The following is a 15575-nucleotide window of genomic DNA, read 5'->3' as shown; positions in this document are numbered from 1 at the left end:
ACTGACATTGTCTGCCAAGGACTTGAAAAATTTTCCAGCTATACCCCCATCAAAAATGAATTTACAACAAAGAACAAAGTATGAACATCTCTGGTATTTCACCGAGGACGCTTCGCACTTGCTTGCCTCGACGGCTTTTTCAAGTCAGAAATCCATGGGCGTTTCGCCCACACCAAAGGAATGAAAATCTCTGTTACCTATTCCCTATTCCCTATAGTCAGATTAGCTTAATGCACTATATTCGTGTTTTAGACATATGAAGTTATTCTTTGGTCGCCGCTCATCTCCTGTTGTCGAGCCTACTCAGGAAAAAACTTCAGGTTTGGGAACATTCGGTGGGGTCTATACTCCGTCGATTCTCACCATCCTGGGGGTTATTATGTACCTGCGCTTTGGTTGGGTACTTGGTAATGTTGGTTTAGTGGGTACCCTCATCATTGTTACCCTCTCCACCAGTATTACCTTTTTGACGGCTCTGTCTATTTCTGCGATCGCAACTGACCGCATTGTTAGGGCTGGTGGTGCCTATTACATGATTAGCCGTTCCCTAGGAATTGAAACTGGCGGTGCCGTAGGAATTCCCCTTTACTTTGCCCAAGCTCTCTCAGTCGCCTTATACACTATTGGTTTTGCCGAGAGCGTAGTTCAGACCTTTCCCCACCTCAACCAGCTTTATGTAGCGCTAATTACTACTATTTTAGTGGCAATACTGGCTTTGACTTCCGCTAGCCTCGCCATCCGCATTCAATACTTTATTATGGCTGCGATCGCGCTATCCCTAATTGCTCTATTCGTCGGTAACCATGATTACCCTTATGATGTAGCTAATATTGAGCTGTGGGTGACCTCCAAAGAATCCTTCTGGCGTGTCTTTGCTGTCTTCTTCCCTGCCGTAACCGGTATCATGGCTGGGGTGAATATGTCCGGTGATCTACGCAACCCGATCCGCGCCATTCCCATCGGTACTCTGGCAGCAGTAGGCACAGGATATGCCGTTTATATGATCGTACCAATTATTCTATCGATGCGGGTAGGGGGAGATGCCCTAATTGCCAATCCTTTGATTATGAAGCAGATGGCATTTTGGGGTCCGTCAATCCTACTTGGGGTATGGGGTGCTACTCTCAGCAGTGCTTTAGGGAGTATTCTGGGTGCTCCCCGGATTTTACAGGCATTAGCTAGAGATGGGGTATTACCCCGTTGGATGCGATTCCTAGGTACGGGTAGTGGACGAGATGATGAACCACGGATTGGTACCGCTGTAACGTTGGGAATAGCTACTGCTGCAGTTTGCCTTGGTCAATTAGATATCATTGCACCAGTGCTAAGTATGTTCTTTCTGACCACCTATCTGGTGTTGAATGTAGCAGCTGCCATTGAGGGCTTTTTGCAAAGTCCTTCGTTCCGACCCTCCTTTAAAGTTAATTGGTTTCTGTCACTGTTAGGGGCATTGGGTTGCCTGATCGTAATGTTTTTGATCAATGCCTTTGCCACAGTGGCAGCAGCTGTTATTGTCTTGGGGGTTTACCTTTGGTTACAGCAGCGGGAACTGCGCACGGCTTGGGGGGATGTACGCCGGGGCATTTGGATGGCACTGTTGCGCACTGGTATTTTTCAGATTAGTCATCACCCTGATCCGAAAAACTGGCGACCCCACATCTTGGTGCTGTCAGGAGCTCCCACTAAACGATGGTCTTTGATCGAGTTAGCCGATGCTCTGACCCATAATCGCGGTTTAGTGACCGTTTCGAGTATTTTACCCAGTAGTTCCCATAGTGTTGCTAAGCAGAGACAGTTAGAACAAACCATCAGTGAGTATCTCGAACGGCGCAGTGTACAAGCTCTAGTGCGCTTGGTAACAGCACCGGATCCCTTTACCGGAGCCCGGCAACTGGTAGACACTTACGGTATAGGACCACTAGTTCCCAATACAGTTTTACTCGGGGATAACGAAACCCTTAGCCGTCGCCAGCCTTACTGTCGCTTGATTACTCACATACACCAGGCAAAGCGTAATGTAGTGATTCTGCGGGAAAATCGGGAGCAGGGTTTCGGTAGTCGTCAACGGATTGATGTTTGGTGGGGCGGTAAGCAAGCCAATGGTAGCCTGATGTTGCTCCTCGCCTATCTATTGCGCAGCGACCTGAAGTGGCAAAATGCTGAGATTTACCTCAAGTTGGTGGTTCCTAATGAAATAGCAGCTCAAGCAGCACGGGCAAACCTAAGTAATTGGGTGAAACAATTGCGGATTGGGGTTATTTGTCAGGTGCTGGTTTCCGAAGGGCGTTCTTTTAATACTATTCTTAATGAGTCATCCGCTGATGCTGACTTAATCTTTATGGGTATGGCTATACCAGACGATAAGTTTACTCAATATTACGAAAGCTTACAGCTAAAAACTGCTGGTCTTCCTACCATTGTCTTTGTATTGGCTGCCCCTGGGTTTGCTTTCCATGAAGTTCTCAGTGAAGATTTGTAGTATACCAAAAGCAATTAAAATTTTTTAATTGTCAATTTACTATTACGATCAAGTCCGGTTAATCAGTTATCAAATAGTCTCGGGATTTTTGGTAATGGGTAATAGGTAATAGGTAATAGGTAATAGGTAATAGGTAATAGGTAATAGGTAATAGGTAATAGGTAATAGGTAATAGGTAATAGGTAATAGGTAATAGGTAATAGCGATGCAGCGCGGTCTTGGGGAGGCAGCGCGGTCTTGGGGGTTCCCCCCGGAGACGAAACCTTAGACAGTTGAGCCTTTATGGTTGGTCGGCTATGCAGAAAAGGGGTAAAACTTATTGATTAAGGCTCAACTGTCTTACGGTAACTTCTAACCATGAGCGACTGCCGTGGTTTCCCCCACTCGCTATTGCATCAAGACGGTAATAGGTAATAGGTAATCATCGGGAGCAGGTCAAATTTGCATAACAAATGAACTACTTGACAAAAACTAAAAATTCTGTAATTGAGCCGGTCTTAGTTGCAGAACAGATCAACTTAGTACCATATGAGCTTGGCTTTTACCCATCAGGGGGCTATAGATCAGGTAAAAATATTAGGCGATAGTGACATGCTCCCCCTATTACCTATTACCCATTACCTATTACCCATTACCCAGATAAGCGTACAAATGTTCTGCATAAGTGACATGCTCCCTAATCATCAACTATCAATTCTAGATTACCTATTACCTATTACCAGATACAAACGCTATACCATGAATTGGAAATGCTTAATTTTTTGGTGGCAGTTTAACAATACTTAGCCAGAAGTTTTCAATTGACTTCAATACTTTGACAAACTGCTCTAATTCAAAGGGCTTAGTGACGTAGGCATTGGCGTTTAGCTTGTAGCTTGTGAGGATGTCCTGGTCAGAATCTGAGGAAGTGAGAATAATCACTGGAATCAGACTCAATTTTGGATCAGATTTAATCTGTGCTAACACTTCACGACCATCCATCACTGGTAGATTCAAATCCAGCAAAATTACGTCGGGACGGGGTGCCTTAGTATAAGGGGACTCTCGACGTAGAAATGCCATAGCTTCCTTACCATTAGTAAACGTCTCGATATTATTGCGAATATTGCTATTGTTTAAAGTAGCTTTAGTTAGATCTAAGTCACCAGGATTGTCTTCGACTAACAATATTTCAATACGCTGAATAGCATTTCTATAGTTCATAATTGCTAGTTTTTTATGTTGATATTAAATCAAGAAAAGTTTCTGGAGTTTATACTTGTTTTTTTTGAATACATACAAGTTTTGATGAATTGGGGGGTTGTAAGGGATAATCGGTAATAATTATATGCATGTCAATTACCGATTAATCATTACAAAAATCAACAATTACTCAAATAATAAAAGGAAGTATCGATATAATATATGATTATTATTTCATCATTATAAGGAGATATTAATTTATTTAATAAAAACTTAACTATTAGTTGAATAAAAAAAGCTTATCTGATTGAGCAAAAGATGAAAATGCTCTCCCATTAAAGATGGGAGAGTCGATGGTAAATGATAAATGGTGATGGCTATAAAATTGGTAGAATTACCCGTTACTCATTAGCCATTACCTATTATCCTTTATCCGTAATGATAACCCTTTAAGGGATTAGCAGTTAAGCAGATAATTGTCATCCTCCCCTCCGGATTTTCGCCAAGTATTAAAACTATCTAGCGATGCAGCGCGGTCTTGGGGGTTTCCCCCATGAGCGACTGCATCAAGACAATGACTTTGGGTAATAATCTATCCATCAGTACCTATAAATTTACAGAAATTATGATGAAATTATAGATAGTATTTTTACGGATTTTTTTTTAGCTGTGCCAGAAGCGTCTAAGATGCTATTTAACCTCGAAGCCCCTTTTCAAGCAACAGGGGACCAACCCCAAGCTATTTCCCAACTCACCACTTACCTCAAGGCTGGCAACCGTATCCAAACTCTACTGGGTGCTACGGGGACAGGTAAGACTTTCGCCGTGGCATCGGTAATTGAAAAAGTCGGCAAACCTACCCTAGTACTTGCCCACAACAAAACCTTGGCTGCCCAGTTATGTAACGAATTGCGGGGGTTTTTTCCCCATAACGCGGTGGAGTATTTCATTTCCTACTATGACTACTACCAGCCGGAAGCTTATATCCCGGTCACTGACACCTACATTGAGAAAACCGCGTCAATTAATGATGAAATTGATATGCTGAGGCACTCAGCTACGCGATCGCTTTTTGAACGGCGGGATGTCATTGTGGTGGCTTCCATTAGCTGTATCTATGGGTTGGGTATCCCCTCAGAATATTTAAAAGCCTCGATTCCTCTGCGGGTGAATACCGAAGTTGACCAACGCCAACTCTTACGGGATTTAGTCTCAGTACAGTATTCCCGGAATGATTTAGAATTGGGACGCGGACGGTTCCGGGTGAAGGGGGATGTGTTAGAAATTGGTCCGGCTTATGAAGACCGAATTATTCGGGTAGAATTCTTCGGAGATGAAATTGATGCTATTCACTACGTTGACCCAGTTACCGGTGGAATTTTCCAAAGTGTAGAGGGAGTAAATATTTACCCTGCTCGTCACTTTGTTACTCCCGATGAACGGTTGGAAGAAGCTTGTAATGCTATTAAGGTAGAACTTGAGGAACGTTTGGCTCAATTAGAGCAAGCTGGGAACTTGTTAGAAGCGCAACGGTTGGAACAGCGTACCCGCTATGATTTAGAAATGTTGCTCGAAATTGGTTACTGCAATGGTGTGGAAAACTATTCTCGTCACTTGGCTGGACGCCAGCTTGGGGAACCACCAGAGTGTTTGATTGATTATTTTCCCGAAGATTGGCTTTTGGTAGTGGATGAATCCCATGTTACGGTGCCGCAAATTCGGGGAATGTACAATGGCGATCGCGCTCGAAAGCAAGTGTTGATTGACCATGGCTTTCGCTTACCCAGTGCAGCAGATAATCGACCCCTGAAGGCAGAGGAATTCTGGGCAAAGGTGAATCAGTGTATTTTTGTCTCTGCTACTCCTGGGGATTGGGAGATGGAACAATCTCAAGAACGAGTTGTGGAACAGATCATTCGTCCTACCGGAGTGCTTGACCCAGAAATCTTTGTCCGTCCTACAGTAGGTCAAGTAGATGATTTGTTGGCTGAGATTAAGCAGCGGGTGGATTGTCAGGAAAGGGTGCTGGTAACAACCTTAACCAAGCGCATGGCTGAGGATTTGACAGAGTATCTGCAAGAACGGGATATTCGGATAAGCTACTTGCACTCGGATATTAACTCTATTGAACGGATTGAAATCTTGCAGGCGTTGCGCCAGGGTGAATTTGATGTATTGGTTGGGGTGAACTTGTTGCGAGAAGGGTTGGATTTGCCGGAAGTCTCTCTGGTAGCAATTTTGGATGCCGATAAGGAAGGGTTCCTCAGGGCAGAGCGATCGCTTATTCAAACTATAGGCAGAGCAGCACGTCATGTCCGAGGGCAAGCCATTATGTATGCTGATACCTTTACAAAAAGCATGAGAAAAGCGATTGATGAGACTAATCGCCGTCGTAAGATTCAAATTGAGTATAATATCACAAATAACATTATACCACAGCCGATTCGCAAAACAGCAAACAACCCGATTTTGACATTTTTGGATGTCTCCCGACGGTTGAATTCCCAACAGTTGGAAGCGGTGTTTGAACAGGTGGATGATGTACCTTTGGAGAAGATTCCGGAGTTGATTAATCAGTTAGAAGAACAGATGAAGGAAGCAGCAAAGACCTTGGAATTTGAAACCGCAGCAAAGTTACGCGATCGCATTAAGCAGCTGCGGGATAAACTGCTAGGTAATCCAAGTTAACTAAGATTTTTTAAACTAACAGTAGTTGGAGTAATTATTGATATGTTTACGGCATGATCGGGATGTTGAAAACAGGCGCACTGCCCTTGAGATTTGCCCTCTGGCTATGGCGTTCATAGTACTTTCTCAACAGAACTATAGCTGACCTGCCACCCCCTCAAATTGCTCATTACAAAACCCGAGGCTCGGTACGAGCCGCTACGCGAAAGCTTTTTTGTCTCGATCCCACTCTCGGTGCCATGGGCTATTGAGGCAAGCAGACAGGCCCAACGAGTCTGTATGTTAAGTTTTGTAACAAAAACCAACAATCTGCATAAAACGGAGGAATTAGCCCTGATAAATACATAGTTGACAGGAAACTGAGATGCTGGATATTTCCCAAAGATTAAACCAAGTGTTCTCATCCCAAGGGGGATTTCTCCGAAGGAATGAAGCTGTAGAGCTTTGATACCAAATCCGCTCTAGTAGCCCCCTGTTAAATCTAGGTCTACTTTCTTGAAAAGGGTGTATTCGACCCAGATTCTCGATGAATTCCATAACTTATGAGACTAACATTGAGCTGTCTTCACCTGTTGAGCCAGATCATGGGTAAGGGAAGATCAGCAGCAACTAAGTTTTTCCTGCTTGTTTGTTCTTCAACCTATTTGACCTGTTGCCCGTTGCCAACCCCTGTGCAAGCGCAACCGATAGTTGAAGCCAACGATGGTACTGGTACTGTTGTCAACCCTGAGGGTAACCAATTCAACATTGATGGTGGTCAGCTGTCGGGAGATGGTGCGAATCTCTTTCATAGCTTCCAGAAATTTGGTCTGAGTGAAGGTCAGATTGCCAACTTTCTCTCTAATCCTAATATCGAAAATATCCTAGGGCGAGTCACTGGTGGTGATGCTTCTGTAATTAATGGCTTAATCCAGGTTACAGGGGGTAATTCCAATTTATTCCTGATTAACCCCGCCGGGATTGTCTTTGGTGCTGGTGCCAGCATCGATTTACCTGCTTCTTTTACCGCCAGCACCGCTACTGGTATTGGTTTTGATGGCGGGTGGTTTAACGCCATTGGTAGCAATGACTATGCTTCTTTGGTAGGCAAGCCCAATACTTTTGATTTTGCTGTTTCCCAACCAGGTGGGATCATCAATTTAGCGGATTTAGCAGTTAAAGAGGGGCAGAATTTAACCTTAGTAGGTGGTACTGTGATCAGTAATGGCACTCTTACTGCCCCTGGTGGTCAAGTTACTATTGAGGCTGTGCCTGGAAAAAATTTACTCCGTATTTCCCAGCGAGGTAATATTCTCAGTTTAGAAGTTTCCCCCTCTGCCACTGTTCCCTTCACTCCCCTTTCCCTACCGGAACTGCTGACAGTTGGCGGCGGTGATGCTACAGGAATTGAGGTAAATCGTGATGGTACAGTACAACTGATCGGTTCTGGTATCCAGGTTGAAGATGGTGATGTAGTAGTGCAGGATATCAGTGCTGGTCAGCAAGTAGTTATTGAAGCAGACGGTAATATTCGGACAGCATCAGTTACCTCGGATGGTGGAAGAATTTTCCTCAATAGTAGGGAAGGAGAGATTGATACTAGTAGTGGCACACTGGATTCAACGGCAGTAAGTGGTGATAGTGGAAATATTGACCTGAAAGCAGAAGGTAATATCACTACCGGGAGTCTCAATGCTTCCAGCAATAATGGTGATGGTGGTGATATTACTGCCGTTAGGGATAGAGGAAGTATTGATACTAGTGCTGGGGTAGTTGATTCTTCCTCTGTGGAAGGTCAAGGAGGAGAGGTTCAATTATTCGCTAGACAGGGACGTATTAATCCTGGTGATGTGGTGGTGCAGGATATCAGCGCTGGTCAGCAAGTAGTTATTGAAGCAGAAGGTAATCTTCGGACAGCATCAATTACTTCCGATGGTGGCAGAATTTTCCTCAATAGTAGACAAGGAGGGATTGATACTAGTAGTGGCACACTGGATTCAACGGCGGTAAGTGGTGATAGTGGAAATATTGACCTGAAAGCAGAAGGTAATATCACTACCGGGAGTCTCAAGGCTTCCAGTAATAATGGTGATGGTGGTGATATTACTGCCGTTAGCGATACAGGAAATATTGATACTAGTGCTGGGGTAGTTGATTCTTCCTCTGTCGAAGGTAAAGGAGGAGAGGTTCAATTATTCGCTACAGAGGGAAGTATTAATGCTGGTGATATAAATGCTGCTAGTAGTAATGGTGAGAGTGGCAACGTTACTCTTTTTGATGCTATGGGAATTAATACTCCTAATATTAATTCAATTCTAGATTTCGAAAACCAGAATTTTACTTTCAAAAGTTCAGGCTCTCTAGTCCCAGCACCACCTGAAGCTCCAGCGTTCCTGCCTATAGAACCACCCATTATTGAAGCTGCTTCAGTCATCGACCCAAAGCCATTAGCAACCCTACCACCACAACTACAGTCAGATTTTCCAGCACTACTACCGCCAGAACCTTCAACAACAGTAATTATTGAACCTGTAAATCCTGTAAATCCTGTAAATCCTCCCAATCCTTCCCCAGGAAAACCATCACCAAGGTCAGACAATCAAAACTCTGCCTTGCCAACCCAGGTTAATCGATCAGATTTGGCGGTCAATCAGAGCAAGAGGTCAAACAAGACTCAAGCAATTGAACTAGAACGACTGACAGTCCTGGTACTGGAAATTCGAGAGTGTCTGGAAGAAGAACAATTACTCATAAATTCTCAAGGATTTTCCTTACAAGTTGCTGCTAAAGATTACACTAAAGCTGCCGAATGCTATCATAAAAACTTAGAATTTGCACGAAAATTTGGCGATAAATTGCGAGAATTAAAAGCTTTGCATAACCTCGGAGTAACTCACTATAGATTGGGAGAATATGGCAAAGCTATAGACTATCATCAACAGCATTTTACTATTGCCAAATCAGACCAAAAATTAAGAGGAAAACCGCAAGCTTTTAGTGGCTTAGGAGCAGCTTATGGCGCAATAGGAAACTATGACAAAGCTATTGAATACTATAAACAGGGTCTAGAACTAGTAAACTCAACCGATGAGTCTGAGCTGGAAAGGAATATAGTAAGCAATATCGGATTAGCTTACTACGCTAAAAAGGAATATACCAAAGCACTTGAATACCAAGAAAAAAGTTTAGCGATCGCTAAAACATCCGATAACCTACCTGGAAAGGCAAGAGCATTATCTAATTTGAGCTTGGTCTACTATACCCTGACCGACTATAACCAAGCAATTGAATACTCTCAGCAGAGTTTAGCGATCGCACAAAAACTGCAAGATAACTATGGAGAGTTAGTAGCCCTAGAAAATTTGGGAATAATTTACCATGCTCTAGAAGACTACAACCAAGCAGTAAACTACCAACGCCAAAGTTTAAAAATTGCCAAGCAACTAGGTGATCGCCACGCCAAGGGACGAGCTTTGAGTAACTTAGGTGATGCTCTCTATCAAGCCGGAAATCCTCAAGAAGCAAATGAGGCTCTCTTTGCTGCCATTGAAATTTGGGAGTCTTTGCGGTCAAACTTAGGCAGCAATGACCTTGAGAGAGTATCAATATTTGAAACTCATGAAACAACTTATAGCACTTTACAAGAGTATTTAGTAGAACGAAAACAATTCAATCAAGCCCTAGAAATTACTGAAAGAGGACGAGCAAGAGCCTTTGTTGAACTATTAGCGAGAGGTTTATCAGAGTCTGAACCAAACCTCAAAAATCACAAACCGATTGCTCCTCCGAACATCAAACAAATTCAAAAAATTACCCAACAACAAAACTCGACAATAGTTTTATACTCGATTATCAAAGAAGTTGTCGAAGCCCAAGGTGTGCGGCAACTTCAAGACAAAGAGCTTTACATTTGGGTAATTAAACCTACAGGTAAAATCGCTTTTCGTCAGGTTGATTTAACTAATCTGGATACATCTCTGAAAGAATTGGTTGTTATCACTCGTAAATCGATTTTTTTAAGAAGAAGCCCATCCCTAGTTGATTTAGTTCCCAGAGAAAGATTGACTAAAACAGAGAGAGCTGGTCAAACTGAACGATTAAAACAACTGCATCAACTGCTCATTGAACCAATTGCCGAACTCTTACCTACTAATCCCGAAGCTCGTGTTACTTTTATTCCCCACGAATCTTTGTTTCTAGTACCTTTCCCAGCACTACAAGACGCTTCTGGTCAATACCTGATCGAAAAACATACTATGCTCACTGCTCCCTCGATTCAGGTGCTGGATTTAACTAACCAGCAACGGGAACAGGTTTCAGGAGAAGAGATGCTAGTAATTGGTAATCCCACTATGCCTCAAGGTTTGCCCCCTCTTCCTGGAACAGAAACAGAAGCGCTAGCGATCGCCAAGATGTTCAATACTCAAGCCCTGATTGGCAATCAAGCCACCAAGGAAGCAGTAGTTGAGCAAATGTCAAAGGCAAAGATCATACATCTAGCTACTCACGGCTTACTGAATGACTTCCAGGGATTAGGTTTACCAGGAGCGATCGCCCTTGCTCCGACTAAAACAGATAAAGGTTTTCTCAGTGCTAGTGAAATACTCGACCTCAAGCTTAGTGCTGAGTTAGTAGTTTTAAGCGCTTGCAACACTGGTAGAGGTAGAGTTACCAGTGATGGCGTGATTGGATTATCCCGTTCTTTAGTTGCTGCTGGTGTACCTAGTGTGGTTGTTTCCCTCTGGAAAGTACCTGATGACTCCACAGCTGACCTGATGACTGAATTCTATCGCCAGCTACAACAAACACCTGACAAAGCAGTTGCTCTGCGTCAAGCCATGCTTACGACTCTTAAACAGTACCCAAATCCAGTGGAATGGGCGGCTTTTACCCTGATTGGGGAAGCGGAGTAATCAAGCAGTTGCAGGAGTTCAGAATCACAGAGTTTAGGATTGCTATAGTTCCGATACTTTTTAGCTACCAAAGTCTACCAAGATAGACATTAGCCCGCCAATGCAAGGTGATCGTTCACCCAGGGTGTATCTACCAAAGCTCTCAGGAATATCCCACGAGCGCCATTTATATCTCTATCCATTTTTTTACCATCAATTTGAGACTTGATGATTTTACTTCCACCAATTTTTACGAGTTCCCCTGTCCAGCTAACAGTTTTACTAGTGTAGGCGACCCAGACATCAACCACAAGCTTGCCTGTCTCAAAAGCTTTATGTTTTAAGAATTGCTTGAACCGATAATGAGCAAAGGAAAGCAAGTTGCGGACTGTTTTTGACTGAAGTTCCCCCTTTGACAAAAAGGGCAACCTATGCAGGGTAAGGAATAGCAGATTTTATCTCGGTCATTTACTGGGTACAAATAGGGAAACACCAAGTAAATCTAACGCCTTTTGTTGGACTGGTGTGGGTTGAGTAATTTTCAAAAAAGTCAGATCAGCCCCCTCTAATTTAGAAGCAATTGTTTTGAGAGTAATTGTTCCTAAATCTGTCATCAAAGTCGAAAAGCTGTGTACGGGTAAGTTCTGGGCTGTCCGCTTCTTACGAGCCGTGGGATTTAGCTTTTTTTGAACGTTTAACAGGAGTAACTCCATCCCAATCAATGGGGGTGTCGTCCTCGTCATCAAAAAGAATCGGTGAAGCGAGCCTGCTTCATATGCCATTCCACATAATAAGCCAGCAGACAAAGAAAAACATGAGATTTGACTCGGCTTTCGAGATGGTGATAAATGGGACGGACTTTTAAATCCATCGTCTTATAAGAGCGAAAAGCCTGTTCGACTTGAGACAGACTTTTGTAAGCTTTCACTGTAGCCGGAGCATCTAAAACTTCGGTTTCTACAGAAGTACGAATCACATATAATCCATCCAAGGCAGAGGCGACTTTTAAGTCTTGGGGCTTGCGGGTGTAGGAAAAGCTGTTGTTCGTGATTTCCAGTTCAAAGAACTTCCCCACTCGATACTTGTTAATCACCTTTCCGACTCGGAGGCCAATTTGGTCAGCACCCTTTAAAACCCTTTTTTCTCGGAGAGTGGCTTGGACAATTTTTTCTAATTCTTCTTCTGTTTTCTGTAAGAGTTTTTCTCGTTTTTGAGCCCTCGATTCAGCAGTTATTGGATTGCGACAAGCGATTAATCTTTCCCCCGGATAATCTACTGATTCGACTTCCACTAAATTTTGTTCATCAAACAGTCCCAGTTGAATCACTTCTTGCTCAGCCAAGAGTTTGATTTGAGGAGCAGTTAAGGCTGTAATCCAATCGAGATCCTCCCTTGTCGAGAACTCTTGGTTGATGCGGGTTTGAGTAATCATGCCTCTATCTCCAACCCAGATGATTCTGGAGAGTCCAAAGCGATGACGGACTTTCTCCATTTGTAAGGCCATTGTGCTAGTGTCGGATGTATTTCCCTCAAAAACTTCCACAGCAATGGGACATCCTTCTCGATTACACAGCAAGCCAAATACTATTTGTTGTTTTCCTCTCTCTTGGTGCGCGTTCCCATGGTCGGGAAACCCGACCGGGGTCGCACCGCTTTTTTTGTCTCGACTATAACCGTAGCTCGCTCTTAGACAGGTTTTTCCTTTCGGCAAAGCCGACGCTTCGCGAACAAAATAGGTGGAACTGACATCATACAGAACTAATGCACCCTCTTCTAAATGCTTTTTCGCCAGTTCATTTTCAATTCTTGTTTGTCTAGCTATTAGCCAATCTAGGGCTTCATATAAGTCATCTTCATCTGTTGATTCGTTCTCCGAGTAGATGGCTCAAAGATGAACCACAAGTTTCCTGATTTAATCCTCTAGCCGTTGCCAATTTTGAACAGGGGTCAATTATTCGGGCAACTATCATGGCGATGATAACTGCCCAATTTTTTGAAGCTTTCCCATCTATTAGTTCTGGAACTCCTAATTTGTTCAGAGTGCCTAGAACCCCTGAAATATGGCCATGAGGTAAGCTTCTTTTTATCTGAAAAGCCTCCCCATAATTTTCAACGGCCACTCCTCCTTTGAGTACAATGCGTAAATTTTCGATGACATCATCAGGTAATTTAGACAGAGAACGCTAGGGTGCGTTTACGAACTTTATTTCCCTCTCGGTATGATTCCCTGAGAAGGACAGCAGGTGGTGAATTTCGATTGGGAACTCGTTCTATATACATGACTACATTATAGCCGAAGTTACCCAACCTTAAATCTTAAGAAAATTGGAAAATTACATGGGCACACAAGGGTCAGGCTAAATAAAACTTATCCCTTATGGGGATAGCCTTTCCGTGATCTAGTAGTACAAATGTACAGGGGAACTTCAGTCTATTAATTTTTTATTATAGAGTGTACACTAATCAAAAACAAACCTTCACATGGCTACAGGGTTTTCTGGCCATGGGATACTAAGTTGTGCTATAATGAACAGCCATTCGCGTACGCGCCACACTAGTCTAGTACGCTGAAAGATAATCATAGCAATAGGTACAAGCATTTTCTCAAACTGGTTGTACCCAGTAGTACTATTGTTCTACAGCACTCAAAGCTAGGATTGGCATAACTTTTGGGCGTAGATAGTACATTTGTACAGGGGAACTTCAGTAATAGATAAGCGCCAAAATCAGCACTACATAAGGCGATGAATCGATTTGTATTTAGTAGTACATTTGTAATATCTGTCAAAATGTAGGCACCGCAAGAGTTGAGGGATTCATAGTACACGTGTATGGGGGAACTTCAGTTTGGAAGGTTATGTTGGGGAGAAGGTCAAATTCGTAGAACAAATGTACTAAAAAATCATGACTGGTACTGAAGCCCCGAAAACACTGTAGTTCAAGGGTTTGTAGTTCAAGTGTTCTTACAAAATTGACCTGCTCCCATCAAGAACAGTCTTTAGACTTTCGATCCAAAAACTTCCTGAGAGAAGTCGAATGGTTTCAGCCTCTGAGAATTTGAATATCATCCCGCAATGATGCAACGCCGCAAGTCGAGCTACAGTTTTGGATCGCTAATCCTCAATCTGCGATAAAAAAGGATCTATTGTATGGAGTGAGTTGAGAAAAACAACCTCTAACTCGAAAAAACTGTAGAAATTGCTCAAATCGTCTATACTATAAATGATCTGAGTTCGTAGGAAATGTTGTCTTGAATTCTGAAGGAAGCTAATCATGAAATTTTTGTCATTGTGCGCTGCGGCCTTATTTCTTTCCCTTCTTAGTTGCCTAACAATACCTTCACCTACTTTAGCTGCTACTTGCCGAGATATTACCACAGTTAAGAACAGTGCCGTTGCTACTGCAAATACGGCTGCGGGAGGACATGTAACACAGCACATCTATGGAATGCAACCACCACCAGGTACATCACAGGTGGATAAAACACTTTTTGAGGCGCAGGGCAAGTATGATTCTGCATGGAGGCAATATAAGTACGTGACAAACCCTGTTAATTGTGGAGCTTCAGGTCAAGCTCAGCAAAGTGTTTCACTTCAAAACTTAGGTATGGGAAACCTTGGTGCTTACTCTTGTCAAAAAGCTGATATAAAAGGTAAGTGCATAACTTGGGATTCGTACATGGCAAATTCAGTTTTCTTTGGCTTTATACAGAAGAACGGCAAATGGATCTTGAATACTGTATTTCCCGAGCCTCAGACCTAATTTGAATCACTCCAAACCTCATGTAGTTTCTAAAATTACCTGTTGGGGCAGAGGGTTGCAACATATTCAAACTCCGTAGTCATCTTTAGATGACCATGAGCGCTTCAGCTCGGGGATCTAAGATCCCCGAGCGGTTAAGGTTCTGAAACCCTTATATATCAAGATTGCACCGGGAGCATCCCGTTTTGGCAATTTCCCGAGGTATAAAAAAAAAGACCGCTCTATTAGAGCGATCGCAACAAGATTTTATTTTTTAGTCGCCAATTCCAGGCTCAGGTCCAGGCTCAGGATTTGGCATTGCTGATTCATGAAATGGTTTCACCAGAAAGGGGGATTTTATGGTATTTTAAATAATAAATAAGAAGCCTAATTGATAACTGCAACATCTCTTCAGATTTAGAGTAGCAGAGAGTTTTTCTATGTAGTCTAGCTAAATAATGTCTCAATCTCGTATTTTCGCTTTCTATGTCTTGATGCAGTCGCTCATGGGGGAAACCACGGCAGTCGCTCATGGTTAGAAGTTACCGTAAGACAGGCTCGCCTTGTCTTGATGCAGTCGCTCATGGGGGAAACCCCCAAGACCGCGCAAATCA

General features: G+C 43.0%; 7 protein-coding genes and 1 pseudogene. 4 read left to right on the top strand and 4 right to left on the bottom strand.

Going from position 1 to position 15575, the window contains the following annotated elements; genetic code table 11:
- Window positions 1-256 precede the first annotated feature (256 nt).
- Window positions 257-2479 carry a Na-K-Cl cotransporter gene (locus F6J99_RS04410; protein WP_293111869.1) on the top strand — a complete coding sequence of 741 codons (2223 nt, stop codon included), beginning with the start codon at window positions 257-259 and terminating at the stop codon, window positions 2477-2479.
- A 753-nt stretch (window positions 2480-3232) separates the two neighbouring features.
- On the opposite strand, the gene F6J99_RS04405 is transcribed toward F6J99_RS04410, so the two are convergent.
- Entirely contained in the window at window positions 3233-3682 is a 450-nt protein-coding gene (locus F6J99_RS04405) for a response regulator (RefSeq protein WP_075895778.1), read from the bottom strand.
- Between the two features lie 666 nt (window positions 3683-4348).
- Here F6J99_RS04405 and uvrB point away from each other — a divergent pair.
- Together uvrB and F6J99_RS04395 are read left to right on the top strand one after the other, a co-directional pair.
- Window positions 4349-6349 (top strand): excinuclease ABC subunit UvrB, encoded by a 2001-nt coding sequence (uvrB, locus tag F6J99_RS04400; protein WP_293111952.1) that lies wholly within the window; start codon window positions 4349-4351, stop codon window positions 6347-6349.
- A gap of 542 nt (window positions 6350-6891) precedes the next feature.
- Window positions 6892-11241: a CHAT domain-containing protein gene (locus tag F6J99_RS04395; protein ID WP_293111868.1), complete on the top strand. Its 4350-nt coding sequence runs from the start codon at window positions 6892-6894 to the stop codon at window positions 11239-11241.
- An 89-nt stretch (window positions 11242-11330) separates the two neighbouring features.
- On the opposite strand, the gene F6J99_RS04390 is transcribed toward F6J99_RS04395, so the two are convergent.
- Window positions 11331-11639 (bottom strand): zinc ribbon domain-containing protein, encoded by a 309-nt coding sequence (locus F6J99_RS04390; protein WP_365972586.1) that lies wholly within the window; start codon window positions 11637-11639, stop codon window positions 11331-11333.
- A 45-nt stretch (window positions 11640-11684) separates the two neighbouring features.
- Window positions 11685-13500 (bottom strand): annotated as a pseudogene (locus F6J99_RS04385) (IS1634 family transposase).
- A 993-nt stretch (window positions 13501-14493) separates the two neighbouring features.
- Between F6J99_RS04385 and F6J99_RS04380 the strand changes: the two are divergent.
- Window positions 14494-14982: a hypothetical protein gene (locus F6J99_RS04380; RefSeq protein ID WP_293111867.1), complete on the top strand. Its 489-nt coding sequence runs from the start codon at window positions 14494-14496 to the stop codon at window positions 14980-14982.
- Between the two features lie 305 nt (window positions 14983-15287).
- Here F6J99_RS04380 and F6J99_RS04375 read toward each other — a convergent pair whose 3' ends face one another.
- Window positions 15288-15494 (bottom strand): IS1 family transposase, encoded by a 207-nt coding sequence (locus F6J99_RS04375; RefSeq protein WP_293111866.1) that lies wholly within the window; start codon window positions 15492-15494, stop codon window positions 15288-15290.
- Window positions 15495-15575: the final 81 nt, after the last annotated feature.

The organism is Moorena sp. SIO4G3 (assembly GCF_010692305.1).
GTDB lineage: Bacteria > Cyanobacteriota > Cyanobacteriia > Cyanobacteriales > Coleofasciculaceae > Moorena > Moorena producens_A.
This window is presented reverse-complemented; position numbering and strand designations above follow the sequence as displayed.

Excerpts from the sequence above, each read along its gene's own strand:
- F6J99_RS04410 (WP_293111869.1), top strand. The coding sequence starts at position 257 with ATGAAGTTATTCTTTGGTCGCCGCTCATCTCCTGTTGTCGAGCCTACT.
- F6J99_RS04405 (WP_075895778.1), bottom strand. The coding sequence starts at position 3,682 with ATGAACTATAGAAATGCTATTCAGCGTATTGAAATATTGTTAGTCGAA.
- uvrB (WP_293111952.1), top strand. The coding sequence starts at position 4,349 with ATGCTATTTAACCTCGAAGCCCCTTTTCAAGCAACAGGGGACCAACCC.
- F6J99_RS04395 (WP_293111868.1), top strand. The coding sequence starts at position 6,892 with ATGAGACTAACATTGAGCTGTCTTCACCTGTTGAGCCAGATCATGGGT.
- F6J99_RS04380 (WP_293111867.1), top strand. The coding sequence starts at position 14,494 with ATGAAATTTTTGTCATTGTGCGCTGCGGCCTTATTTCTTTCCCTTCTT.
- F6J99_RS04375 (WP_293111866.1), bottom strand. The coding sequence starts at position 15,494 with ATGAGCGACTGCCGTGGTTTCCCCCATGAGCGACTGCATCAAGACATA.